At 54.0% G+C, this 23,940-nt stretch carries 21 protein-coding genes, 1 tRNA gene and 2 pseudogenes; 8 read left to right on the top strand and 16 right to left on the bottom strand.

Annotation, left to right across the window (positions count from 1 at the left end; genetic code table 11):
• Window position 1: 1 nt before the first annotated feature.
• From ACR0DX_RS14065 to ACR0DX_RS14040, 6 genes and pseudogenes are all read right to left on the bottom strand, one after another.
• Window positions 2–790, bottom strand: coding sequence for a sulfotransferase family 2 domain-containing protein (locus ACR0DX_RS14065; protein ID WP_170355695.1), 789 nt, complete (start codon window positions 788–790; stop codon window positions 2–4).
• Window positions 787–2,475: a glycosyltransferase gene (locus ACR0DX_RS14060; protein ID WP_170355696.1), complete on the bottom strand. Its 1,689-nt coding sequence runs from the start codon at window positions 2,473–2,475 to the stop codon at window positions 787–789. Before ACR0DX_RS14060 ends, ACR0DX_RS14065 begins: the two co-directional genes overlap by 4 nt.
• Before the next feature lie 514 nt (window positions 2,476–2,989).
• Window positions 2,990–3,744 (bottom strand): annotated as a pseudogene (locus ACR0DX_RS14055) (IS5 family transposase); the annotation flags it as partial.
• Between the two features lie 315 nt (window positions 3,745–4,059).
• Entirely contained in the window at window positions 4,060–5,142 is a 1,083-nt protein-coding gene (locus ACR0DX_RS14050; RefSeq protein ID WP_170355697.1) for a glycosyltransferase, read from the bottom strand.
• A gap of 220 nt (window positions 5,143–5,362) precedes the next feature.
• Window positions 5,363–6,120, bottom strand: a protein-coding gene (locus tag ACR0DX_RS14045) for an IS5 family transposase (RefSeq protein ID WP_170724651.1) whose coding sequence is annotated in 2 segments (ribosomal slippage) — window positions 5,363–5,796 and window positions 5,796–6,120 — 759 coding nt in all. Because the reading frame shifts where the segments join, the coding sequence is not laid out codon by codon here.
• A gap of 289 nt (window positions 6,121–6,409) precedes the next feature.
• Complete coding sequence (locus ACR0DX_RS14040; protein WP_170355699.1) at window positions 6,410–8,194, bottom strand: ABC transporter ATP-binding protein; 1,785 nt, start codon at window positions 8,192–8,194, stop codon at window positions 6,410–6,412.
• Between the two features lie 589 nt (window positions 8,195–8,783).
• On the opposite strand from ACR0DX_RS14040, the pseudogene ACR0DX_RS14035 reads away from it, so the two are divergent.
• From ACR0DX_RS14035 to glf, 4 genes and pseudogenes are all read left to right on the top strand, one after another.
• A pseudogene (locus tag ACR0DX_RS14035) lies at window positions 8,784–9,029 on the top strand (glycosyltransferase family 25 protein); the annotation flags it as partial.
• 18 nt (window positions 9,030–9,047) lie between these two features.
• Complete coding sequence (locus tag ACR0DX_RS14030; protein ID WP_480846574.1) at window positions 9,048–9,584, top strand: hypothetical protein; 537 nt, start codon at window positions 9,048–9,050, stop codon at window positions 9,582–9,584.
• The gene (locus ACR0DX_RS14025; RefSeq protein WP_170355701.1) at window positions 9,581–10,471 is read left to right on the top strand and encodes a hypothetical protein; all 891 of its coding nucleotides are present in this window, start codon (window positions 9,581–9,583) and stop codon (window positions 10,469–10,471) included. The genes ACR0DX_RS14030 and ACR0DX_RS14025 overlap by 4 nt, the downstream gene beginning before the upstream one ends.
• 1 nt (window position 10,472) lies before the next feature.
• Complete coding sequence (gene glf / locus ACR0DX_RS14020) at window positions 10,473–11,621, top strand: UDP-galactopyranose mutase (RefSeq protein WP_170355702.1); 1,149 nt, start codon at window positions 10,473–10,475, stop codon at window positions 11,619–11,621.
• Between the two features lie 2 nt (window positions 11,622–11,623).
• Here the strand turns inward: glf and arsB are convergent, their stop codons facing one another.
• Genes arsB through ACR0DX_RS14000 form a run of 4 tightly spaced genes read right to left on the bottom strand, consistent with a single transcriptional unit; the run spans window position 11,624 to window position 15,733 of the window.
• Complete coding sequence (gene arsB, locus ACR0DX_RS14015) at window positions 11,624–12,646, bottom strand: ACR3 family arsenite efflux transporter (RefSeq protein WP_170355703.1); 1,023 nt, start codon at window positions 12,644–12,646, stop codon at window positions 11,624–11,626.
• Complete coding sequence (gene arsJ, locus ACR0DX_RS14010; protein WP_170355704.1) at window positions 12,643–13,908, bottom strand: organoarsenical effux MFS transporter ArsJ; 1,266 nt, start codon at window positions 13,906–13,908, stop codon at window positions 12,643–12,645. The genes arsB and arsJ overlap by 4 nt, the downstream gene beginning before the upstream one ends.
• Window positions 13,905–14,903 (bottom strand): ArsJ-associated glyceraldehyde-3-phosphate dehydrogenase, encoded by a 999-nt coding sequence (locus ACR0DX_RS14005; protein ID WP_170355705.1) that lies wholly within the window; start codon window positions 14,901–14,903, stop codon window positions 13,905–13,907. The genes arsJ and ACR0DX_RS14005 overlap by 4 nt, the downstream gene beginning before the upstream one ends.
• Window positions 14,900–15,733: an arsenate reductase/protein-tyrosine-phosphatase family protein gene (locus tag ACR0DX_RS14000; protein WP_170355706.1), complete on the bottom strand. Its 834-nt coding sequence runs from the start codon at window positions 15,731–15,733 to the stop codon at window positions 14,900–14,902. The genes ACR0DX_RS14005 and ACR0DX_RS14000 overlap by 4 nt, the downstream gene beginning before the upstream one ends.
• Window positions 15,734–15,897: 164 nt before the next feature.
• On the opposite strand from ACR0DX_RS14000, the gene ACR0DX_RS13995 reads away from it, so the two are divergent.
• Window positions 15,898–15,973 (top strand) — tRNA-Thr (locus ACR0DX_RS13995).
• An 18-nt stretch (window positions 15,974–15,991) separates the two neighbouring features.
• On the opposite strand, the gene dxs is transcribed toward ACR0DX_RS13995, so the two are convergent.
• From dxs to ACR0DX_RS13965, 6 genes are all read right to left on the bottom strand, one after another.
• Window positions 15,992–17,920, bottom strand: a complete 1,929-nt coding sequence (gene dxs / locus ACR0DX_RS13990) for a 1-deoxy-D-xylulose-5-phosphate synthase (RefSeq protein ID WP_170527711.1) — start codon at window positions 17,918–17,920, stop codon at window positions 15,992–15,994.
• A gap of 16 nt (window positions 17,921–17,936) precedes the next feature.
• The gene (locus ACR0DX_RS13985) at window positions 17,937–18,803 is read right to left on the bottom strand and encodes a polyprenyl synthetase family protein (RefSeq protein WP_170355708.1); all 867 of its coding nucleotides are present in this window, start codon (window positions 18,801–18,803) and stop codon (window positions 17,937–17,939) included.
• Complete coding sequence (locus tag ACR0DX_RS13980; RefSeq protein WP_170355709.1) at window positions 18,804–19,046, bottom strand: exodeoxyribonuclease VII small subunit; 243 nt, start codon at window positions 19,044–19,046, stop codon at window positions 18,804–18,806. It abuts the gene before it with no gap.
• A complete protein-coding gene (locus ACR0DX_RS13975) occupies window positions 19,043–19,969 on the bottom strand; it encodes a histone deacetylase family protein (protein WP_353392641.1) in 927 nt (308 codons plus the stop codon). Before ACR0DX_RS13975 ends, ACR0DX_RS13980 begins: the two co-directional genes overlap by 4 nt.
• Window positions 19,970–20,038: 69 nt before the next feature.
• Complete coding sequence (locus ACR0DX_RS13970; RefSeq protein WP_170355711.1) at window positions 20,039–20,740, bottom strand: response regulator; 702 nt, start codon at window positions 20,738–20,740, stop codon at window positions 20,039–20,041.
• Entirely contained in the window at window positions 20,737–21,249 is a 513-nt protein-coding gene (locus tag ACR0DX_RS13965; protein WP_170355712.1) for a MarR family transcriptional regulator, read from the bottom strand. The genes ACR0DX_RS13970 and ACR0DX_RS13965 overlap by 4 nt, the downstream gene beginning before the upstream one ends.
• Before the next feature lie 160 nt (window positions 21,250–21,409).
• On the opposite strand from ACR0DX_RS13965, the gene ACR0DX_RS13960 reads away from it, so the two are divergent.
• The 3 genes from ACR0DX_RS13960 to ACR0DX_RS13950 all read left to right on the top strand — a co-directional run bounded on the left by ACR0DX_RS13960 (window position 21,410) and on the right by ACR0DX_RS13950 (window position 23,826).
• On the top strand, window positions 21,410–22,276 hold the full coding sequence (locus ACR0DX_RS13960) for a branched-chain amino acid aminotransferase (protein ID WP_170355713.1): 867 nt from the start codon (window positions 21,410–21,412) through the stop codon (window positions 22,274–22,276).
• Window positions 22,277–22,402: 126 nt separating this feature from the next.
• A complete protein-coding gene (locus ACR0DX_RS13955; protein WP_480846474.1) occupies window positions 22,403–23,353 on the top strand; it encodes an AraC family transcriptional regulator in 951 nt (316 codons plus the stop codon).
• A gap of 107 nt (window positions 23,354–23,460) precedes the next feature.
• A complete protein-coding gene (locus ACR0DX_RS13950) occupies window positions 23,461–23,826 on the top strand; it encodes an SPW repeat domain-containing protein (RefSeq protein WP_170355715.1) in 366 nt (121 codons plus the stop codon).
• Window positions 23,827–23,940: the final 114 nt, after the last annotated feature.

Genomic DNA, 23,940 nt, shown 5'->3' with positions numbered 1-23,940 from the left:
ATTAGAACTCCCGCACAACGGACTTATATAGCTCAACGTCACGGAAGAACTTTTCAAGATACTTATTTTTTACAGACTCCGACACTGCCAAATTGTGCAAACTTGACCGGGAAGAGTTGAGCATTTTGCCATCAAATTTATAATTGTTGTCTCCAACCTTTTCCGCAAGTCGCTGGAGCGAAGCGTTCAAATGCTCGACAGTGCCGATTATGTCGAAAGGTATATGGTCAACAAACACAGCTTTATATTGATGGTACCAATGGCGGTCCATTTCGTAATCATTCTGGGAAATAACAAAACCAATAAATTGGTCAAAAGTTATTTCTTGGGTGATAACCCCCAATTCGGAATGGCGAGTACCTTTTGTCGCCTCAATAATCTTTTGCCTGTTAACTATCCACTCATTCCGAGCGTAGTTGATTGAGTCATATTGCTCCATAAGATAATCGGAAACTCTCGAATTGTAACATGAAACAATGCGTGACCACGGGTCACGAAGTACAGTGAACTTTGTAACTTCAGGATCGAAAATATGCTTAAAGAACTTTTTCCGTCCAATGTCTAGTGGACTCTGGAAACCCATGGCTCTTCTGTTATGGGGGCTGAACTGCTCAGGTGGATAAACACCGTTTTCAATTTTGTACAGTTCCAACTTAATTTTAGAACTTGCATTTTTTGAGCATGACAAAAAAACGATCTTTCGCTTGGGTAGAAAGAGCATATCGTTCCAAATTAAGTCACCCCAATAGTTACTGTCCAAAAGGATGTCGAAGAATTTTTCAGGGCTCACCAGGACAATTCCCAAGTTCTATGGTCTAACCGGAACGAAGTTTCTTCCTTCAGCAATACATCAGTTCGTTTTCCGGGGAAGCGGAAGCAACTCACGCCAATATCATTCATCGCAATAGCTAATCCTTCATTACGACGTCTAAGCGCCGCAAACTGAGAGCTGGTTTTTCGGTGATGTTGTGTAAACAGAAGATTGGTGTAGTAGACGCCAATTTCTTGAGTACACCTTTTCACTTGGTAATAAAAGTGCTCATGCTCACCCATAATTTTGATGCTATCGTGCCACCTGATACCGCAATCACTAAAGACTTCCCTGCGCATCAAGGCGAAATTGTTTACTGTGTCTATTTTCTGAATATAAGCACAGTTACCGATGAACTCTCTTGGAAAATCTACATACTCTGTTGGTATGAAGGTTACGTCACTTTCCTTCTCTACCATCGAGTGATTAAAACAGGTCGGGCAAATTGAGGAAACTTTTCCTTCCCTGTAGTCATAATTTTCGAACATTCCGCCTAGAATTGAAACTTCTGGTTTTTCTGACATCACCTTGAGTGCTGCATCAAGTTTTAAACGGTCATCAAAGACAAAGTCATCATCACACAAGAATAAAATTTCTTCTTTTGTGTTTTCTACCAGGTAGTTCCGACACTTTGAAAGCCCTGCATCTTCTTCTAGTAAGAATACTCTTCCTCCATACGTCTTCTCAATTTCGGAGTATTGCTCTTCATTTTTTCCTTGAGCTGCTATATATATTCCTATATCTGAGCCCAAAACTTTTCTGATTGATTTAACGAACTCTAGGCAGGATTCTGGCCGTTCTATTGTCGAAAAGATGATCGCTACATCCTTTTTCGAATAACTTGCTTTTTCCGCAAAATTCTTTTTGCTTGACGCAGGTACTTCATTTTGAAAGGAGAGGCCTTCTCGCATAAGGGCTCCCATTAAGCTATTTTGGTTTAATATTTGTCGCCTGGTAAATGATTTCTGTGCGTCGGTGAACATTGCGTTGTACAGCATTACTATGTTTGCCGATTTAACGCGGTCATCCAAATCTAGTAAATCGTCCCTTCGCGTCCAAAATTTTTCGTGTTCGGTGTAGTTTACCGGATGAACTTTGGATTCAAATTCTAGTTTGCAGATGGATTTATTTTTCTCGACGATCGGCGTCAAAAGCTCCGCACCAATTTCTGTCCAGTTAAAAGTTTCGTTTTTTTCGATTTTGTATTTAAGGAGGTCGTCCATAGCTATTAAGTATTCCGAAATAAGGGTCCCGGAAGGCCTACTTGCCATGATATTGTTTGTAACAATTCCGCTTGTTTCAGTCTTTTGCATCCCCCAAAAGTCAAAGGAACTTAGCGCTTCTTTGAGTTCGGGAATGATGTCTTTTCGGACAACACAGTCTACATCCAGCCATAAGCCGCCATATTTTTTTAGTAGAGCAGCTCGGTAGTAATCTACTTTGAGAGCTAACGGATTCCTGTTTGGATCCGACATGTGAATTTTTGAAAAGTCTATTTCAATGTCACCCAACAGTGATTGAATTTTCTGTGGGTCCAATAGCTGCAAACGCCCGGAAAGTCTTTGCCGTGCTATTTCAAAACACATTTTCAAGTATGTTGGCATACGTCTACCAGGAAGGTTTTCCCAGTACATCCAGATAGGAAACTCGTTGAGGTCGGTCATTGCTCGTGCCTATATTTTGCCGCTTGGACTCTGAATGGATGCCACGTTGCGGTCTACTATTGAAATACACGACTGGGCGTCAATCACAATAGCCGAAGCAAAATGTATTCACGACAATTGTTCAGCTCGTATACAAGGGTAGGGTTTAGTGCTTGACTAAAGTACCGTGGGTTGCTTTTCGTCATCTGATGCGGGTCTTCTCACGGTGTAGGCGATCGCTGGAAGCCTTTTTGCAACGTGGTGTGTCCAATCAAAGGATTTTTTTGTAAGAGGAACAGAGGATCAGCTAACCTCGCTGGCTGACTGCTGGTCAAACAATAAACTGTCCGCTTAACACTCACATAGACTGCGACCAAGTCCTACGGTATCGACCTCGATGATGCCGCGCAAAATGTTTGACGGTGGCGCGGTGCAAAGGTCTACGAGGTACTTCAGCGTGGTCGGTAGTTCGAACCCGGAGACTTGGGCGCGTCGTTCTCGAGAAATCTCGAATTGGGGCTAGGCTCAAGACTAATAGCCAATAGACGACGTGGGCTGCGAGGGCGATTGCGGATAGGAAGACTTTTGGGCCCCTGTCGTATCTTGTTACCACCCGCCGCCAGTCTTTCAGTCTGCCGAACATGATCTCAATGCGGGTGCGTCGTTTGTAGCGACGCTTGTTATAGCGGACAGCCTTCTTTCGTTGTTTTCTGCCGGGGATGCAGGCGCGTATACCTTTGTCTTGTAACGTTTCTCTGAACCAATCCGCGTCATAACCCCGGTCGCCGAGCAGCCATTTGACGTTTGGCAAGCTGCCCGCCAAAGCTCGGGCGCCGATGTAGTCGCTGACTTGCCTTGCCGTAACAAACAAGTTCAGCGGGCGGCCCTGACTGTCACAGATGGCGTGCTGTTTCGTGTTCACGCCGCTCTTGGTTCTGCCGATCAGATGGCCACGCCCTCCTTTTTGACCCCCAAACTGGACGCCGTGCGATGGGCCTTGAGATAGGTGGCGTCGATCATCACCGTCGTCTTCTCACCGTGGCCTGCGGCCAAAACAATCATCATTTCGGCGAAGATACCCTTGTCGCTCCAGCGCTTCCATCGGTTGTATAGCGTCTTGTGCGAACCGTATTCCTTAGGCGCGTCGCAACAACGTAAGCCATTGCGGTTGTTGAATATAATGCCACTTAGCACGCGTTTGTCGTCCACGCGAGGTTTGCTATGGGACTTGGGGAAGAAGGGTTTCAGACGCGCCATCTGCGCATCGCTCAACCAGAAAAGATCAGACATGTTCACCGCTCGATTTTCCGACCGTGAATCACGTAGCCAGCCCGAAATCAATAGGTCCTGAACCTTGCTTTTCGATCAGCAAGTCGTTCGAAAATACCTGCTTCCAGAATTTAGATTGCATCCACTCAGGGCAATTTTTTAGGTTTAGCAAACCCTGGTTGCTCTGGTGTTCGGCGACATTCGTCAAGCAATTTGATTTAATCATCCCCAATTGTTCTCGCGTTGGGCACGCGTTTGCTCTGCCACCCTTTTTTGGTTTCACGAGTCGTTATTCTTGTTTAGAGCGCAGAATTACTGCAGAACTAAATTTTCTTTTTAATCCAATAACTTTTCGGGTGCCATACGTTTCAAACGAACGCCCACCCAAAGCAAAATGCCACGTAGTCTATCCGGCGGTGTACCGTAAATGCTAACTACTTTAAGCAACCTGTTGATCACTTTGTGATCCACTCCGTAAGCCTCCAATATCCACTTTGGGTTGATCATTGGGAATAGGCGAGCAACACGTTTGTCGAACTCCTTTTTCATATTGGATGGTAATCCTATCCGGCACCAGAACACGGTTTTCAGAAGGCCTGCTAAAAGATACCCGCCATGCAGTCGATCGACTGCCGAAATCTCTTGTAAATTCAGAAATTTACAGGCGTTATCCAGTACATCATATCTCTCTGGGCCGATGTTCCCAGTTATTCGACCAGTATGGTCTTCTCTGTAATACAAGCCCACTTCGTCCACAATCCCAACTTTACCGTTGAGAGCCAAGGCCCTTAGGTGAAAACAAATATCCTCGAACACTTTTCCTTCCGGAAACTCAAATTTGTGCCGAATAAGGTAATCTCGTAGCCATATTCGTGTACAGATCTTCGGTTGTGTAAGAAATACCAAAGGGCTTTCAAGTGGGCGAAAACTACGCCGGCTCTGACCCTGCAGAAGCTCATCCCAATAGGAAATGTCATAGAAATCTTGGCAAGTATTATCGTTGTTATTAAAAGTTTTTGTTCTAGCAAAAACTTGGACCGAACCCGTCTTCGACGCGAAATCAGTTAGAGACCGGTACATAGTTCCAGAAACAAAGTCGTCACTATCCAGAAACGCAACATAAATACCTTCGGCGGCCCTAAATCCGACATTCCGTGCTGATGACAATCCTCCGTTCGGTTTGCGGATAATTTTGAAATTGACGTCCGACTCTACAAGGACCTTTTCAGCGACCTCCGAACTTCTGTCTGTTGAACCATCATCAACAACGATGATCTCAATATCTACTGACCCCGCGTTCGCCAAAATGCTTTTTAAGTTTTGGCCTAGATATTGTTCGTCGTTGAAAACAGGTACAACAACGCTCAAGGTTGGGATATGTGTGATTTCAGTACTTGGCATTGCCTGTAAAATTTTCACCAAATGGTTTAGACGCACCTACTTTCAATCGATCAGATGAAAAGAGCTTCGACTACTGGGCGTATTGATTTCCTCATACCTAAGAAGGTGTCTGATCACTGTCAAATTTTCTTTCCAATGCCGTTTTAGTTCCATTTGTTCTTGGGTGCCTGCCACTCTGTACGAGGTGCGGCTGAGCAGCCTCATCTGACTAGTCCAAGTTGATTGTTAGGGTCAGGATTCATAACCAATAGATGACGGTTGCAGCCAGAGCGATGGCTGAGAGGAAAACCTTGGGACAGCGATAATAGCGTGTCGCCACGCGCCGCCAGTCCTTGAGTCTGCCGAACATGATCTCGATGCGGTTGCGTCGTTTGTATCGGCGCTTGTCGTATCGAACCGGTGCCTTTCGTTTCTTTCGGCGGGGGATGCATGCGCGTATCCCTTTGTCTTGCAACGCTTCTCGGAACCAGTCGGCATCATAGCCGCGGTCCCCGAGAAGCCAGTCGACCTTGGGCAGGCTGCTCAATAACGCCCGCGCACCGATGTAGTCGCTGACCTGCCCAGCGGTGACGAACAGGCTGAGCGGTCGCCCGCGGCTGTCGCAGATAGCATGCAGTTTGGTATTCATGCCGCCCTTGGTTCGGCCGATCAGGCGTCCACGCCCCCCTTTTTCGCGGCCATGCTGGTCGCAGTGCGATGCGCCTTCAAATAGGTCGCGTCGATCATCACGATCATTTCCTCGCCGTGCTCGGCAGCCAGGCCGACCGTCATCTGCGCGAAGATGCCTTTCTCGCTCCAACGCTTCCATCGGCTGTAGAGCGTCTTGTGCGGACCGTTTTCCCGCGGCGCATCCCGCCAGCGCAACCCATTGCGATTAATGAAGATAATCCCACTCAGAACCCGTCTGTCATCGACCCGTGGCTTGCCGTGCGACTTCGGGAAGAAAGGGGTAAGTTTGGCCATCTGCTCGTTGGTCAGCCGGTAAAGGTCGCTCATGTCACCGCTCCGTTTTCCGAGCCGTGGCTCACGCAGTGCGTTGAAAATCAATGCATCCTGACCCTAATGAAGACATATGAATCGGTGAGTAGCCTCAGGTATTGACCCTTCGATGTCTGTCGGTTGCAAATTGTGCTTTCCATAGCGATAGACGAATTTTAGCGAGGATTTTACTTTCGACTTGGTTACCTGGCCGCGGTTTTGTCAGGATCGTCACCAACCGTGAGAGAATGCCGCCCGCCCCGACCCACGGAGCCCACTCCTTTTGACGAATTAGAAGGCTATATCGTCATTCTGCTGCGTTAGTGTCAAAACTACGTTTATTGAATTGCTGATCAAAGAGACTCTTGAACTGGCCGTTGAGTTCAATGAGTTCGTCCAGATTGCCCTCTTCGATAACGGCCCCATCCTGGACAACCATTATCTTGTCAGCCTCAAGGATCGTGGACAGCCGATGTGCGATTACGATCACAGTGATGCTCTGTGTCAGCGTGTCCAGCGCCGCTTTCACAAGAGCCTCGGACTCCGCATCCAAAGCGCTGGTTGCTTCGTCCAGCAGTAAAATCTCTGCGTCGCGCAATACCGCGCGAGCGATGGCGATACGTTGCTTTTGACCACCGGAAAGGAACGCGCCGTTTTCTCCGACATGTGTATCGTAGCCGTTGGGCAGCTCGCTAATGAAGCCATGAGCATGTGCGGCTTTAGCGGCTTCAATAACCTCTTCGTCTGTCGCATCCGGCGCGGAGCAGCGTAGATTTTCCAGCACGGAAGCGGAAAAAAGGAAGGTATCTTGGCCGACATAAGAGATCTTGCGCCTCAGCGATGAATAGCGAGCGTCCTGAATATTCTGACCATCAATTTCAACACTTCCTTCATCGGGGTCATAAAACCGCATTATCAGTCCGAAAATCGTTGATTTTCCGCCCCCGGACTGGCCGACTAGCGCAGTGGTTTTTTGGGCTTGGAAAGTCACGTTCATATCTTGGATGACAGGCATTGATCCGTGATAGCTGAAGGTGACGTTGCGCAAAGCGATTTCGCCCGGTCCTTCAAGCAGGTCGCGTGCCACGGGGCTTTCTGGCATCGTGTCTTCTTGATCTAAGAGTCCGAATAACAGCCCGACACCAACCATGGCAGTTTCGATCTGGACGCGCATTCTCGACAAACGCTTTGCGGGCTCGTAGGCCATAAGCAGCGCGGTGATGAACGACATCAATTGCCCTGCAGACGGTTGTTCACTGCCAGAAATTCCAAGCGCGCTAATGACCAGCACACCTGCAACAGCCAGACCGGCCAGAAATTCCATTAATGGGCTAGCGATTGATTGAAGGCGTGCAATGTCATTCGCACGATTTTCGACTTTCCGGATAGCCGTGTCCATTCGGGTGATCATCCGTTCTTCCAGTGAAAACACCTTGATCACCTTTATCCCAGAAGATGTTTCCTGGAGGACGCGAATGATTTCAGCCAAGGATTTGAACTCAGCCTGCATAATCGCACGGACGCTTTTCAGAAGCCGTCGAACACCAAAAAGGGCAACAGGGCCAACCACAAAGAACATGATCGATAATACAGGCTGCTGATACACCATGACGATCACAAGGCCAATCAGTGTCAACGCATCGCGAACGAAGCCGGTGACGATGACATCGATAAGCCTGCGCGCGGCCTGCGCACCGTTTGTTGTGCGCATTAGCAGATCGGCGGATTCATTTTGTGCGAAGAATGATACGCCGTGCCGAAGCAGCTTGCGATAAACTCGGTCCTGTTGCCTTGCAACTATACGGTTTCCAGCCCGTGCCAGGAAGATGGCTTGCACATAGGAGGCCACCGCTTTTGTAAGAAACAAAAGAATGACGCCGAACGCGATCATCCCAGCCCATTCACGCATTTCAGGGCTGGTCATCGCATCGACGATGTATTCCATCATGTAGGCGGAGCCGGCGGTGGTTGCAGCAACTGCGATCATTGCAACGATCGCAACAGCATAAAGATGACCTTGGGCAAAAAAGCTCTCGACGATGAGGCGGCCCATATAGCCTGATCGCCATTCGGTCCAGGCACGCTTAATCATTGCTTTCTCCAGATCGTGAAATCATGCGCTCGCTCAGATAACCTATAATCGTCCCCGCCTAAAGGGCAGATCAAATGACGCGACAGAGTTGCCCAATCCTAAGGTTGCGCGGGGGCCTTGGCAGATAAGGGTTGGAGCTGGGTTGTACAAGGTTTTGATGCTCTCGTTCAACAAGCTGGCGCGATGTATTGTGGGCCTTCGTGCACCGACCTCTATTTGGTGTTTATATGTCGATGCCGGTAGTTGTCCGCACAGCTTAATAGCGTCTTGTATGCACCTTCTGCTGCGCGAGGTCCCTTGATTATGATGGATAGATTGAAGCGTTGACAGAAATTCGCGCTAGCTCGCGTGAAGTGGTCAGGTGATTTTCTTTTTGGTTTCATCGTGATATGTACATGTTTGGAAGAATGTAAGCTCTGATATTGTGGGGCAAATTGCTGTAACGTGAGAGTAACGATTGAATTTCAGCGGTTTTCTGCAGCAGGAAATCCTTGACGCGTCGCGGGAAAAGGGTAGACCAGTTTTGCTTGTGCTTGGTAAATACGGCCCGCAGTAACGCGGTGCAAAAAAAATTATTGGTAATGGAACAGTGTCGATTAAGGCCGTCATTCTGAGTTTGCCGCAAGATGTTGAACGGCGACGTTTCTGCGAAAGCGAATTTACCCGCTTTGGCTTGAACCATGAGTTTTGCGACGCCATTGCTGGAGACCAGTTGAACAACTCTGAGTTGCAGCGCATTTATGATGCCGACATGAATCGGAGCAAATTCAAACGCCCGCTCAGCCGCAACGAAGTCGCATGTACCCTTGGGCATCGCCGGATATGGAAGGATATTGCGGCCTCTTCCGATTTCGTGAACCTTGTTTTGGAAGATGACGCGACATTCGTGCAAGATCCCAGGCCATTTTTCAATGAACTGGCTGGATGTGGCGAATGTTTCGAAGGTGTTATGATAAAGCTGGATGGCACTTCGAGCAGCAACGGGCAGGTGATTAAATCCGTGGCAGATCAGAATCTTGTCCTGTCGGATCGCCTGCCGCCCAGAACCACAGGTTACATCATCGGTCGGCGTGCTGCCGCTCAACTATTTGCGATCGAGGCCCCGATTGCGCGCCCCATCGACATCGACCTGAAATTCTATTGGGAACACAACGTACCCATCCTCACACTTGCCGAGCAGATGGTCGCGGAGCGCAAAGAGGTAGACAGCACGATTGACCACTGCCGCAGTAAAATGAAACCCGGCTCGCCCATGGCCAGATTCGTTCGAAACCTAATGTACCAGACGAAGTACACGTACGGACGGTTGAGCCATCCGTTGAACCCAGACATGATTGAAGGGCTCGGCCCTTTGATGCAGGCAGGAAATCGGGTTCGGAACCGCGCATGAAGAATAGCCTTGTGGTTGTCCGTGCGGGCAACAAGTCATTGCACCATCGGTGGCAAGAAATCCCCTATGAAGATCGCACCTACGATCTTCTGATCAGCTATTTTTCGGACGAGGCTTTTGCGGCATTCAAACCTGAACCCGGTGTCGAGGCTGTGCTGGTAAAAGGCGGCAAATGGGACGGGTTATTCAAGACCCTCGCCGACCGTGACCTTGGTAAGTATGACTACTATTGGCTGCCGGATGATGATCTGGACATAGGCGCTACGGATGTAAACGCGCTGTTTGATGCTATGCAGGTTCACGGATTGCGTATTGCACAACCGTCGCTGACCCCCGAAAGCTATTTCTCGCATTTTGTGTTCAGCCAATGCCCGGGCTTCGTGCTGCGGTACACAAACTATATCGAGATCATGGCCCCGTGCCTGCACAAGGACATTCTGAAAAAGGCACTGCCGCTGTTTCAGGGCACAATGAGCGGCTATGGTCTGGACTACATCTGGTGCCGATGGGCCGAGGCTGGCGCGTTTCGAACAGCCATTCTGGACGAGATCGCGATGCACCACACGCGGCCGATCGGAAAGAACCTGAAAGCTGCGATGGCCGAGTCGAATAACCTCAGCTCAGAGGAAGAAGAGGCCGTTCTAAAGCAGATGTTTGATCTGTCGCGGCGTACCGTTCCGGTCGTCTTTGCCGCGATCCTGCAAGGTGGGCAACCTATCTCGGGTCGTTTACAGTTGGGATGGCGCATGTGCCGGGCATGGATGTCGGTTCTGCCGAAGTTCCGCAGTGCCAGCGAGGCGCGGTCGGGTATATTCAAGATTGCCCGCCGTCAGTTGATCAAACCCCTCGATATGACTACGATTTCGATGAAACAGGAAAGCCCCTGATATGCAGTTTTTGATGGTTGGGGCCGGATTGTCTGGTGCTGTGATCGGTCGGGAACTTGCGGAACAAGGGCATGATGTCACCGTGGTCGACAGCCGTGACCATATCGGTGGAAACTGCCACACAGAACGGGATGCCGATACCGACGTCATGGTCCATGTGTACGGGCCGCATATCTTCCACACGGATGACGAAGAGGTTTGGCGGTATGTGAACCAATACGCCAATTTCCTGCCCTACAAGAACCGGGTCAAGACGACCTCGAACGGTCAGGTGTTTTCGCTGCCGGTGAACCTGCATACGATCAACCAGTTCTTTGGCAAGACGATGCGCCCGGACGAAGCACATAAGTTCATCACCGAAGAACAGGCGGACACATCGATCACCGACCCTCAGAGCTTTGAAGAACAGGCGATGCGGTTTGTTGGCCAGGACCTTTATGAGGCGTTCTTCAAGGGCTACACCATCAAGCAGTGGGGGTGTCACCCGTCCGAACTGCCCGCATCGATCCTGAAACGCTTGCCTGTTCGCTTCAACTACGACGACAACTACTTTTTCCACAAGTTCCAGGGCATGCCGGAAAACGGATACACCGATATGATTGCGGGTATTCTGGATCATCCCTCGATCACTGTGAAGCTGGGCACGACATTCGACCGCAGTATGGGCGATGACTTTGACCACGTTTTCTATTCGGGGCCGCTGGACGGGTATTTCGACTATGAGCTAGGCCGGCTGGGGTATCGTACGCTGGATTTCGAACGCTTCACGTATGATGGCGACTACCAGGGGTGTGCTGTCATGAACTACGGCGAGGAAGATGTCCCATATACCCGCATTACCGAGCACAAGCATTTCGCGCCGTGGGAAACGCATGAAGGTTCCGTGTGTTACCGCGAATTCTCGCGAGCGGCCGAACCGGACGACATTCCTTATTACCCTATCCGTCAGGTCAAGGAAAAGGCGCTGCTGGGGGATTATGTCGAGCTGGCCAACAAGGCCGAAAATGTCACGTTTGTCGGTCGCCTCGGCACCTATCGCTATCTGGATATGGACGTCACAATCCGCGAGTCTCTGGACACAGCCAAATCGGCGTTGTCCGCGATTGCGGCAGGAGAGAAACTAAAGCCGTTCTTTGTAACGGTTCTCTGAGTTCAGGACGGTGTAGGTTCGGGGAACCGGGAGCGGGTTCTGTTCGCGAAGGCAACAAGCGACAGCATCACTGGGACCTCGACCAAAACGCCCACAACGGTCGCAAGCGCCGCCCCTGAATTCAGGCCAAACAGGCTGATGGCGACGGCGACTGCCAGTTCGAAGAAATTGGATGTGCCGATCATGGCGCACGGGGCGGCTATACGATGCGGAACCTTCAGCGCGTAGGCTGCGCCATAGGCCAGGGCGAATATGCCATAGCTCTGGATCAGGATCGGTACTGCAATCAGGACAATCACAAGCGGCTTGGCCAGGATCGTCTGTCCTTGCAGGCCGAACAGGATGACGACTGTGGCAATCAACCCCAGGATGGACCACGGCTTAACGCGGGCCGAGAACGCCTCAATCGCTTGTTTAGAGCCTAGTTTGCGTCGTGTGATCAACCCTGCGATCAAGGGCAAAACAACATAGAGCACCGTCGCCAGAACCAGTGTTTGCCACGGAACCGCGATATCAGTGACCCCCAACAGAAACGCCACAATAGGGGCAAACGCCACCACCATGATCAGGTCGTTGACCGAGACCTGCACCAGCGTATAGGTCGCGTCCCCCTTGGTCAGTTGCGACCAGACAAACACCATCGCCGTACAGGGCGCTGCACCCAGCAAGATCAGACCGGCGGTGTATTGTGCGGCGTCCTCGGGGCGTATCCACGGGGCGAAAACGTAGTCAAAAAACAGTACAGCCAACACGGCCATGGTGAAGGGTTTGATCAACCAGTTCACCACGAGGGTCACGATCAGTCCCTTGGGTTGGCGGGCAACGCCGGCTACGGCTCCGAAGTCGACTCCGACCATCATTGGGTAGACCATGGCCCAAATCAGCACCGCGACAACCAGATTGACGCTTGCCACCTCGGCCGAGGCGACCAGGTCCACCAGCCCGGGCGCGGCGAGTCCGATCAAGACGCCGCCGATCATCGCCAGCGCAACCCAGATGGTCAGGTATCTTTCAAAGACGCTCATGCATGTGCCTCGTGGGTTTGGTCGGTCAGCTTGCCGGATGTTAACGCGGCAAGCGCGACCATTGCGGCGGCTGTACCCAGGACCAAAGGCAAGCCTCCGACTTGGTAGGTAAGGCCGGATAGAACGGTGCCCACAAGGCGTCCTGTGGCATTGGCCATATAATAAAAGCCGACGTCCATGGTGACCCGCTCGGATTTGGTGAAGGCCAATATCAAGTAGGAATGCAGGGACGAGTTCACTGCAAAGATCGCTCCGAAAACCAAAAGACCCAAAACCAGTGTCACGGTTAGCCATGTTTGCGGCCCGTCCGAGATCAGTATCGCTACCGTCAGCGTCGCAGGAATGCAGAACAGTACAGCAGCCCAGGTGCGAGCGGCTTTTATCAAGTCGCTCTCGGTACGGTCCGCGGCCCGCAGGATTTTCGGCGCGCTGGCTTGGACCGCGCCGTACAGTATGACCCAGACGGCCATGAACGTACCGATCATGAAAAAGGCCGCGCGGTTGCCTTCTTCCGTGCCATCCGACAGGACGGCGTAAAAGTATATCGGTATGCCGACCACAAACCACACATCGCGTGCGCCAAACAGAAAAACCCGCGCCGCCGATAGCCAGTTGACGTTGGGCGATTTCGAGAAGACCTCGGAGAACTTGGCTCCTTTGCGTCCTTTGGGTAGGCCGGGCGGCATAAAACGAATGACGGCGAACAGGATCACGGCCAGAACAGCGGCCATGACAAAGATCGCTGTCATAAAGCCCATTGTGACCAGCATGATCGCGCCAAGCAAAAAGCCCACTCCTTTGACCGCGTTTTTAGATCCGGTGAGAATAGCAACCCAGCGAAACAACCCTCCGCCTGTCGTGGGGGCCAGCAGTTTGACGGCGGATTTCGAAGACATTTTGGCCAGATCCTTGGCCACGCCGCTGGCACCCTGTACAGCCATCACGAAGGCGACCGAGGTGGCGACGCTCCAATGCGGGTCCAGAAACGTCATTGTCAGCAATGCTGCGATCTGTATCCCCAGACCTGCATAAAGCGTTGAGGTCAGCCCGAACCGCGCAGCGATCCAACCTGCTGACAGATTGGTCACCATCCCGGCGACTTCATACAGAACAAACAGATAAGCCAACTGAACCGGCGAGAACCCTATGGTATGAAAGTGCAACAGCACCAACATCCGCAGGGCTCCGTCGGTCAGCATAAAGGCCCAATAGGCCGCCGTGACCGCGATATAGGCCGACAGTCCCTCGGGCCGGTCGCTCACAGCGCGTTCCCCACCATCAGCGCCACATCCACCAGACGGTGCGCATAGCCCATTTCGTTGTCATACCACGCATAGATCTTTATCTGCGTCCCGTTCACCACCATGGTCGAGGGCGCATCGACAATCGAAGATCGTTCGTCATTGGTGTAATCCGTCGAAACCAATGGCCGGGTCTCATAGCCCAGAATGCCTTTCAGCTCACCCTCGGCGGCGGCTTTGAAGAAGGCGTTGACCTCTTCGACGGTGGTTTCACGTTCCACCTCGAATACGCAATCGGTCAGCGAGGCGTTCAGCAGGGGCACCCGAACCGCGTGGCCGTTCAGGCGGCCTTTCAATTCGGGGTAAATCAGCGTGATCGCCGTGGCCGAGCCGGTGGTGGTCGGGATCAGCGAGTTCAATGCCGACCGCGCACGCCGCAGGTCTTTGGCGGGGCGGTCCACGATGGTTTGCGTGTTGGTCACATCGTGGATCGTGGTCATCGAGCCATGACGGATACCCAGATTCTCATGAATGACCTTAACCACCGGGGCCAGACAATTGGTGGTGCAGGACGCCGCGGTCACGATGTGATGGGCTGCGGGGTCATAAGTGCCTTCATTCACGCCCATCACGATATTGGCCGTGGGGCCGTCCTTGACCGGGGCCGAGACGACAACCTTCTTCACCCCCGCCTCGAAAAACGGTGCCAGCTTAGCCTCGGTCTTGAACACGCCTGTGCAGTCGATCACCACATCCACGCCGTCCAGAGGCAGGTCGGACAGGTCTTTGGTGCCAACAAACGGCAGGCGCGTGCCATCGATCGTCACGCTGTCGGCATTATGGGTAAACTCCGCATCCCAGCGGCCATGGACCGTGTCGAATTCTAGCAGGTGCGCGTGCATCTCGGGGTCGCCGACGCCATCATTGATCCAAGCGATCTTGGCGCCCTTCTCGATCAGAGGTTTCAGGGCCAGTTTGCCCATCCGGCCAAGGCCGTTTACCGCGTAAGTGGTCATTTCATATCCTCAACGGGGGTTCTGCCGATATCATCGACGGCGGTTTGCAAAGCGATCCGGTCCAGGCTTTCGACCGGCAGAGAGGTAAACGCCTCGATACGACGCTTCAGCGCGCCATAGGCGTTCTGGAAGGCCAGGCTTTTCTCGGCGTCCGTGCCTGTGGCCTTGACCGGGTCGACCATGCCCCAATGTCCGCTGATTGGCTGGCCTTCCCAAGCGGGGCACTCCTCATTGGCGGCCTGATTGCAGACGGTGAAGACAAAATCCATCTCGGGCGCGCCATCGGCTGCAAATTCGGACATATGCTTGGACCGCAGCACTGAGGTGTCGTGCCCTTTGTCGCTAAGTACCTGAACGGCAAATGGGTTGAGCTGCGATGTGGGCTGCGTTCCGGCCGAATAGACGTTGAAGCGATCCTCTCCCAACGTGCGCAGAATGGATTCGGCAAAGATCGAGCGGGCGGAATTGCCCACGCATAAAAACAAAACGTTGTATTTGCGATCCGGCATAGTCTCGGGTCCTTGTGAAAACGGCATACAGATATCGGGCCGGCCCCTGCAGCAATCGTTCAGCAAGAAGTCCAGCATGTGCTGCACATTCGTCATCTCGATCGAATAGAGCAGCGACGTCCCTGACCGTTCTTGCCGCACCAGCCCCGCGCGTTGCAGCGCGTTCAGGTAATTCGACAGGGTGCTGGGTTTGATATCCAGCTCGGATGCAAGCTCACCCGCTGGAACAGTGTCAGGATATCGTCGCATGAGCATGCGAAACACCATCAAGCGTTGCGGGTGACCCAGAGTGGCCAGTTTGTCGGTTGTTTCATTTATCATATTTCATGAAATAACGAAATAATAGAAAAACGGCAATCGGCGATCAGCAGTGTCGTAAAAATTTCACAAAACTGACCGGGGTTTTGGGCGCTGTAAGCACGCCTAAAAGCCCTGCCGAACAAGTCTTGCACGTCAGGGCGAGACGGTTTAAACGGTCCCCCGCTGCCTCAATAGCTCAGCTGGTAGAGCAGGTCCTTCGTAAGGACAAGGTCGGGGGTTCGAGTCCCTCTTGAGGCACCATTTTCCGCAAAACAAAGATTAGGCGCGTTTTTCGCCGATTGTCGCCACGCCCAGAACCGAGAGCACTTTGGCCTCGATCTGCTCGGCATTCATCCCGGCCACCGTGTACATATCAGCAGGGCTGGCCTGATCGATGAAGATATCGGGCAGTACCATTGAACGGTATTTCAGGCCGTCATCAAACACGCCCTCATCAGCCAGCAGCTGCGCCACATGGCTTCCGAACCCGCCGATTGCGCCTTCTTCGATGGTGATCAGTGCCTCGTGATTGGCGGCCAGATCCAGAATCAGGCCGTGGTCCAGTGGCTTGGCAAATCGCGCATCAGCAATGGTCGGCGCTATGCCTTTGGCGGCAAGCGCCTCGGCCGCTTTTTGAACTTCGGCCAGACGGGTACCGAAGGATAGCAGCGCGACGCGCGCGCCGGACTGGATAATGCGGCCTTTGCCGATTTCCAAAACCTCACCGCGTTCGGGCAGGTCTACGCCCACGCCCTCGCCACGCGGATACCTGAAGGCGATGGGGCCGTCGTTATGCGCGGCGGCGGTGGCGACCATGTGCATCAGCTCGGCTTCATCGGCGGCGGCCATCACCACCATGCCCGGCAGGTTGGACAGATAAGCGATGTCGAACGATCCCGCATGCGTCGCGCCATCGGCCCCCACAAGGCCCGCGCGGTCGATGGCGAACCGAACCGGCAGGCGCTGAATGGCCACGTCATGCACAACCTGATCATAACCGCGCTGCAGGAAAGTCGAATACATGGCGCAGAACGGCTTCATCCCGCCTGCGGCCAGTGCGGCAGCAAAGGTCACGCCGTGCTGTTCGGCAATCGCCACGTCGAAACAGCGTGAAGGGTAGCGTTCGGCAAACAGGTTGAGCCCGGTGCCATCCGGCATCGCAGCGGTCACAGCTACGATCTTGTCGTCGCGCCCGGCTTCCTCCACCAGCGTCTTGCCAAAGACCGAGGTATAGGACGGCGCGTTCGACGGTGCTTTGTGCTGTTTGCCGGTCACCACGTCGAATTTCGCGGTTGCATGCCCCTTGTCGCGGGCTTGCTCAGCGGGGGCATAGCCCTTGCCTTTCTTGGTCAGCACATGGATCAGGATCGGCCCGGTTGCCCGCGCCTTGACCGTGCGCAGAACCGGCAGCAACTGGTCCATGTCATGCCCGTCGATTGGGCCGATATAGGAAAAGCCCAGTTCTTCGAAAAACGTGCCGCCCATGGCCATGCCCTTAAGCATCTCTTTGGCGCGTTTCGCCCCCTCGCGGAAGGGTTCCGGCAGCAGGGACACCGCGCCTTTGGCGGCGGCTTTCAGATCGTGGAACGGGGCCTCGGTATAAATCCGCGACAGATAGCTGGACAGCGCACCAACCGGGGGCGCAATGCTCATCTCGTTGTCATTCAGGATCACAACAAGGCGTTTTTTCAGGTGGCCCGCGTTGTTCATCGCCTCGAACGCCATACCTGCGGACATCGACCCATCGCCGATCACGGCAATCGCATCACCCAAGCCTTCAGGCGTGACACCGCCCAAATCGCGCGCGACGGAAAACCCAAGCGCGGCACTGATCGAGGTACTGGAATGGGCAGCCCCGAACGGGTCATAGGGGCTTTCGCTTCGCTTTGTGAACCCGCTCAGCCCGTCTTTCATGCGCAGGGTACGAATGCGGTCACGCCGTTCGGTCAGGATTTTGTGCGGGTAACACTGATGCCCCACATCCCAGATGATCTTGTCGCGCGGCGTGTCAAAGACGGCATGCAGCGCCGTGGTCAGTTCGACCACACCCAGCCCCGCGCCCAGATGTCCCCCGGTGACAGACACGGCCGAGATGGTCTCGGCCCGCAGCTCATCCGCGACCTGTCGCAATTGCGAGTCCGAGAACTGCTTGAGGTCCGCAGGGCGGTTCACAAGGTCCAGCAGAGGCGTATTGGGGCGGTCAGACATATGGCGCATTCCTGGCTTAGCTGTCCCGGGCAATAACGAAGCGGGCGGCGTCCTTCAAGGTTTCAGCGGCAGGCCCATAGCCATCCAGCGCAGCACAGGCCTGATCCACCAGCTCCGCCGCGCGGGCCTTGGCGGCCTCCAACCCAAGCAGCGACACAAAGGTGGCCTTGCCCGCCTGTGCATCCTTCTGCAGGCGCTTCCCGGCCTTTTCGGCATCGCCCTCAACATCCAAAATGTCATCCGCGATCTGAAAGGCAAGCCCCAGGGCGCGGGCATAGTGGCGCAGCGGGTCCGCATCCGCCTGCGCCAACCGCGCGCCCGCACAGGCCGACCATTCGATCAGAGCCCCTGTTTTGCCCGCCTGCAGCCGCGTGATCTGATCCAGCGTCAGCGGGCTGGCCGCTGTTTCCGCCGCGATATCCAGCGCCTGACCCAGAACCATCCCCTGCGCACCGCTGGCTTTGGTCAATGTTAGGGTCAAATCTGCGCGAATTGCGGCTTCACCCACCTCGGCACGCGCGCACAGCTCAAAGGCCAACGTCTGCAGAGCATCCCCGGCCAGAACGGCGGTGCCTTCATCCCATTTCACATGAACCGTGGGCCGCCCCCGGCGCAGATCATCATCATCCATGCAAGGCAGATCATCATGGACCAGCGAATACGCGTGCAGCGCCTCGATCGCCGTAGCTGGCCAAATCGCGCGATCGGCGTCGACCCCATGCAACCGCGCGCTTTCCAATACCAGAAATCCGCGCAGCCTTTTCCCACCCTCGGTGGCATAAGCCATCGCCCGGGTCACATCCAGATCGTCCAGCGCCCCCAAAACCGTATTGAAGTGGTCCTGGATAAACGCCGCATCCTGCGCCAATCTGTCTCGAAACATTTACTGACCTTCGACAGGCGTAGTCCCGGTCGGCTGACCATTGGCGTCCAGCGTGATCGCGGCCACTTTTTCCTCGGCTCGCTTCAACTCATCCTCGCAGCGCTTCTTCAGCGCCGCTCCGCGTTCGTACAGCGCGATGGACTGGTCCAATGCAACATCGCCACGTTCCAGCTGGCCGACCACGGTCTCCAGCTCTTTCATGGCCTGTTCGAATGTCATCTGGTCGACGGGTGTCTCGGTCATTGGGCTGCCTTCATCAATTCTTCCACATGAGCACGGGTGGCTTCGGACAGGGCTCTCAGATCATACCCGCCCTCCAGAGTCGAGACGATACGACCGCCGCATACTTCGCCCGCAATTTTGCAAAGTTCGGAGGTGATCCATGCGAAATCATCTGTGGACCAGTTCAACTCTGCCAGCGGATCGTCCTGATGCGCGTCAAACCCGGCCGAGATGATTATCAGCTCGGGCCGAAACTCTCTGAGACGCGGAAAGGCCAGCGCGCGATAAGCTGCCTGCATCACCACCCCGCTTGAGCCCGGAGGCAGGGGGATGTTCAAAACAGTATCAAATGTTCCTGTCTCGTCGGGCCGGCCTGAACCCGGCCACAGGGGCATTTGTTGGCTAGTGATGACCAGAGCACGTTTTTCGTCCCACAACAGGTCCTGCGTGCCGTTACCGTGATGGACGTCGAAATCGAAAACGGCGACCCGTTTCAATCCGTGATGGTCCAGCGCATGTTTAGCCGCCAGCGCTGCATTACCGAAAACACAAAACCCCATTGCGGTGTCCGTTTCCGCGTGGTGGCCGGGCGGCCTAACCGCACAAAACGCGTTTGGGGCCTCACCACCAAGCACCAAATCCACCGCACGAACAGCCGCGCCCGCCGCGCGGTAGGCGGCACTGACCGAGCCTGGGCACAGAAACGTATCGCCATCAACCTGACGGAACCCCTCGGTCGGAGCGGCACGGCGAATATCCTGAATATAGCTTTCGGGATGAATACGCAGCAAATCATCATCCGCTGCCAAGGGTGCAGTCTTGCGATCCAAATCCAATGGTTCCAAAGCGTGCAGAATATGCTCTAACCGCGCGACCCGTTCAGGATGGCCCTCGGGTGTTATATGTCCAAGGCAATCCGCATGAGTCAAAAGCGCAGTCTTCATCGGGATCCCATCTTCATCTGGCTACAAATATCCTCGCCGAAGGCATGAAATCGCCGCGCAGCGGCTCAATCAGTCCGGAGCCAACATGTAACCCGCGCCGCGTACAGTTTGCAAATACCGCGGCTGTTTGGGGTCTTGTTCGATTTTGCGCCGCAGCCGGGTGATCTGGACATCCACCGCGCGTTCCTGTGCCTGACCCTTGTCGCGGCCCAGATCTTCAACCAGTTTCGACCGGCTGATCGGCTCGCCAGGCTGGGCCGAGAAAATCTTCATCAACTGGCTTTCCGTTGCGGTCAGGCGAACAGGTTCTTCACCTTGCCACATCTCACCTTTTTCGACGTCGTACCGGATCGGACCCAGGGTTAGGATTTTGCTGACAGTCTCTTGTGCTGGCGTTTCGGGCATGCGCCGCAGAATGGCATTGATGCGCAGCAGCAGTTCCTTGGGCTCAAACGGCTTAGCCAGATAATCGTCTGCCCCCGCCTCAAGCCCTGCAATGCGATGCTCGGTCTCGCCGCGGGCTGTCAACAACAGGATGGGCGTCGCATGGGTTTCGCGCAGCGCCTTCGTCAGGCTTACACCATCTTCCCCTGGCATCATCACATCCAGCACGATCATGTCGAAATCCAACCCCGACAAAACCCGACGTGCATGGGCTGCATCCCGCGCCGCCGTAACCAAAAACCCGTTCCGCATCAAAAATTTCTTGAGCAAATCCCGGATACGTTCGTCATCGTCAACGATCAGCAGATGGGCGTCCATATCGCTCATGAGGTTGTATCCCGCAATTTCTTATATGCATGACGCATATCAGCATCCATCATGGCTTCAAGTACTTTACGAAACCCTGACACGGCCTCGGGGCCTGCATCTTTGTAAGCAGCACGCATTCGAACGCGCTGGGCTTCTGATAGTTTCGCTTCCAGAGCTTCGCCTTCATGGGTTAGAAATAGGTGCCGTTCGCGTTTGTCCACTGTTCCAACGCGACTTTCGACCAAACCGTCCTCGATCAACGTGCGCAAAACCCGATTCAGAGACTGTTTTGTCACCCCCAATATGGCCAGCAGGTTGTTAACCGTTGTCCCTGGCGCGCGGTTGATGAAGTGGATCGCGCGATGATGCGCGCGACCATAGGCAAGGTCCGACAGAATGCGATCAGGATCCGCCGTGAACCCGCGATAGGCAAAAAACATCGCTTCGATCCCCTGCCGCAGTTGTTCATCTGTCAGAAACAACAGGCTTTCGCCGCCGAAAACCTGGGCGGGACGGGTGTTAGACATATCATGCCTCATACGTTACTTCTGCCCGAGTTTATGTCAGCGTTATTGACATTCCAAGAGGAGACAGGTATCGAATCGCAGTTTTTGCGCAACTTTATGTCCGGTTCGGACTTAATTGGCGCAATAATCGAAAATTTCGACCCGGTTCAGGAGGTTTCGCATGGCGGGGTATGATGATCGTGATGGTGTCATCTGGTTGGATGGCAAGCTGGTTCCCTGGCGCGAAGCCAATGTCCATATCCTAACGCACGCAATGCATTACGCGTCCTCGGTCTTTGAAGGCGAGCGCGCGTACAATGGAAAGATTTTCAAAAGCCGGGAACATTCCGAGCGCCTGATCGCCTCGGCCGAGGCGCTGGATATGCCGATGCCTTACACGTTGGACGAAATCGAAACCGCTAAGGAAGAGACTCTGAAAGCCAGCGGGCTGCAGGACGCTTATGTGCGTGTTCTTGTCTGGCGCGGCTCGGGTGAGGATATGGGGGTCGCGTCGGCTAAGAACCCTGTGCGGATGGCTGTGGCAGTCTGGCCTTGGGGTGCCTATTACGGCGACGCAAAGATGCAGGGTGCCAAGCTGGATATCGCGGAATGGAAACGCCCCAGCCCCGAAACCATCCCCGTCCACGCCAAGGCGGCGGGTCTTTACATGATCTGCACCATCTCAAAGCATAAGGCCGAGGCCAAGGGCTGCTCGGACGCATTGTTCATGGATTACCGCGGTTATGTGGCCGAGGCGACCGGTGCGAACGTGTTTTTCGTTAAGGATGGTGAGGTTCACACCCCGCTGGCCGATTGCTTTCTGAACGGCATTACCCGCCAGACCGTGATTGGGATGCTGAAAGACAAGGGTCTGAATGTGATCGAACGTCACATCATGCCGGAAGAAATGGCGGATTTCGAGCAATGCTGGCTGACCGGCACCGCAGCCGAGGTCACCCCGGTCGGGCAAATCGGCGACTACACGTTCGAAGTGGGCGACATCACCCGCGAGATCGCTGCCGAGTACGAGGCGCTGGTCCGCGCCTGATCGCGCCCGGTTCACAAGGAATCACACCCCCGCTCTGGCGGGGGTTTTTCTTTGCCCAGCGTTCAAGAGATTATGCAGATCGTCCGGGCTGCTGGATGTTTTGGCAGACGGTTGTACGTTAGGTCTATGTTGGACCTTCTCAGCGATATCCTCACCCGCCTGTCTTTGCGCGGTACGTTTTATTTCCGAACTTCGTTCACGCCCCCTTTTGGCATTCAGGTACCGGCCTTTGAAAACGTAGCCCGGTTTCACTTTGTGCAGCGCGGTGAACTGAAGGTTCATGTCTCTAACACAGGTGAAACGCTGCGTCTGAAGCAGGGCGATCTGATCCTGATCCCGCATGGATCAGCCCATGCATTGCTGTGCAACGAGGTCAAACCGCTGGATGCGCTACCGCTGGAACAGGTGCTGCAGGATGCAGGCTATCAGGGTGATGGCGTGCTGATCTACGGCGGCGAGGACAAGACTCGCGATACCCAGCTGATATGCGGGCATTTTTCTTTCACTGGGCCACCCGGGCGGCAGGGTACCGGACATATGCTGATCGACCGGCTGCCCCCTTATATCCTGATCGAGAATTACGGCGAGGAAGCCGGGGCCTGGATCGAATCCACCCTGCGGATGATTGGGTCCGAGATTGGTGGAACGCGTATTGGCGGCGATCTAATCGCGCTGAAACTGTCCGAAGTTCTGTTTGCGCAGGCCATCCGCGCCCATCTTGAACATCAAAGCCCCAGCGAATCCGCGCTGGCCGGGTTTGCTGACCCGCGTGTGTCCCGCGCGCTGACAGCGTTTCATCAGGCGCCTGCGCAGGAATGGAGTGTTGAGAGCTTAGCGCGCGAGGCTGGAATGTCCCGCACCGGATTTGCGCAACTGTTTTCCGAGAAGATGGGGACAACTCCGATGCATTATCTGACCGATTGGCGGATGCAGATCGCTTGCCACGGTCTTACTGAAAACCGGTGGAATGTGGCAGATGCGGCGGCCGAAGTAGGATATGCATCCGAGGCAGCCTTTTCCCGCGTCTTCAAGAAACAGATCGGCCTGTCGCCGGCAGCATATCGATCAATGCATTGATGCTCTGATTTCTGGACGATCTGCAATTTTTTGCGGACGATCCGGACTGAAACGTACAGGCTTTCCGACCTACATTGGAGCCATTCCAAGCAAGGAAAGGAAATATAATGTCTGTTCGTTTCGTTACGCGCAATATCCATGCCTATCTGGACTATCCCGTCGCTATCGCCCTGATGACGCTGCCTTTTCTTTTGGGGCTGGGTCAATCCAATCCGTTGGCGCTGTGGTTGTCGGTCGTCACAGGCGTTGCCGCCTTTGTGCTTACCGTCCTGACCGACCATCACCTGGGGATCTGGCGCGTCTTACCCTATAAGTTTCATCTGGCCGTGGATCTTCTGGTCGGAGTGACATTTCTGGCTGCGCCCAGCCTGTTTGGGTTTTCGGGCCTGGATGCGGTATTCTACTGGTTAAACGGCGCTGCGGTGGTCGCCGTCATCTCGCTCAGCACGCCGGAAGAGGGTGTGACAGCGTGAATGCGTTATCCACAAGTGTCACAATATCATCGTGATACTTTCAAAAATCTGAGCCGCTTGTTTTACAAACAGGCGGCTCACTGCCGCTCACCAATCGCGTGGTCCCTAAGGGCC

It is taken from the genome of Ruegeria sp. D3, assembly GCF_056534465.1.
This window is presented reverse-complemented; position numbering and strand designations above follow the sequence as displayed.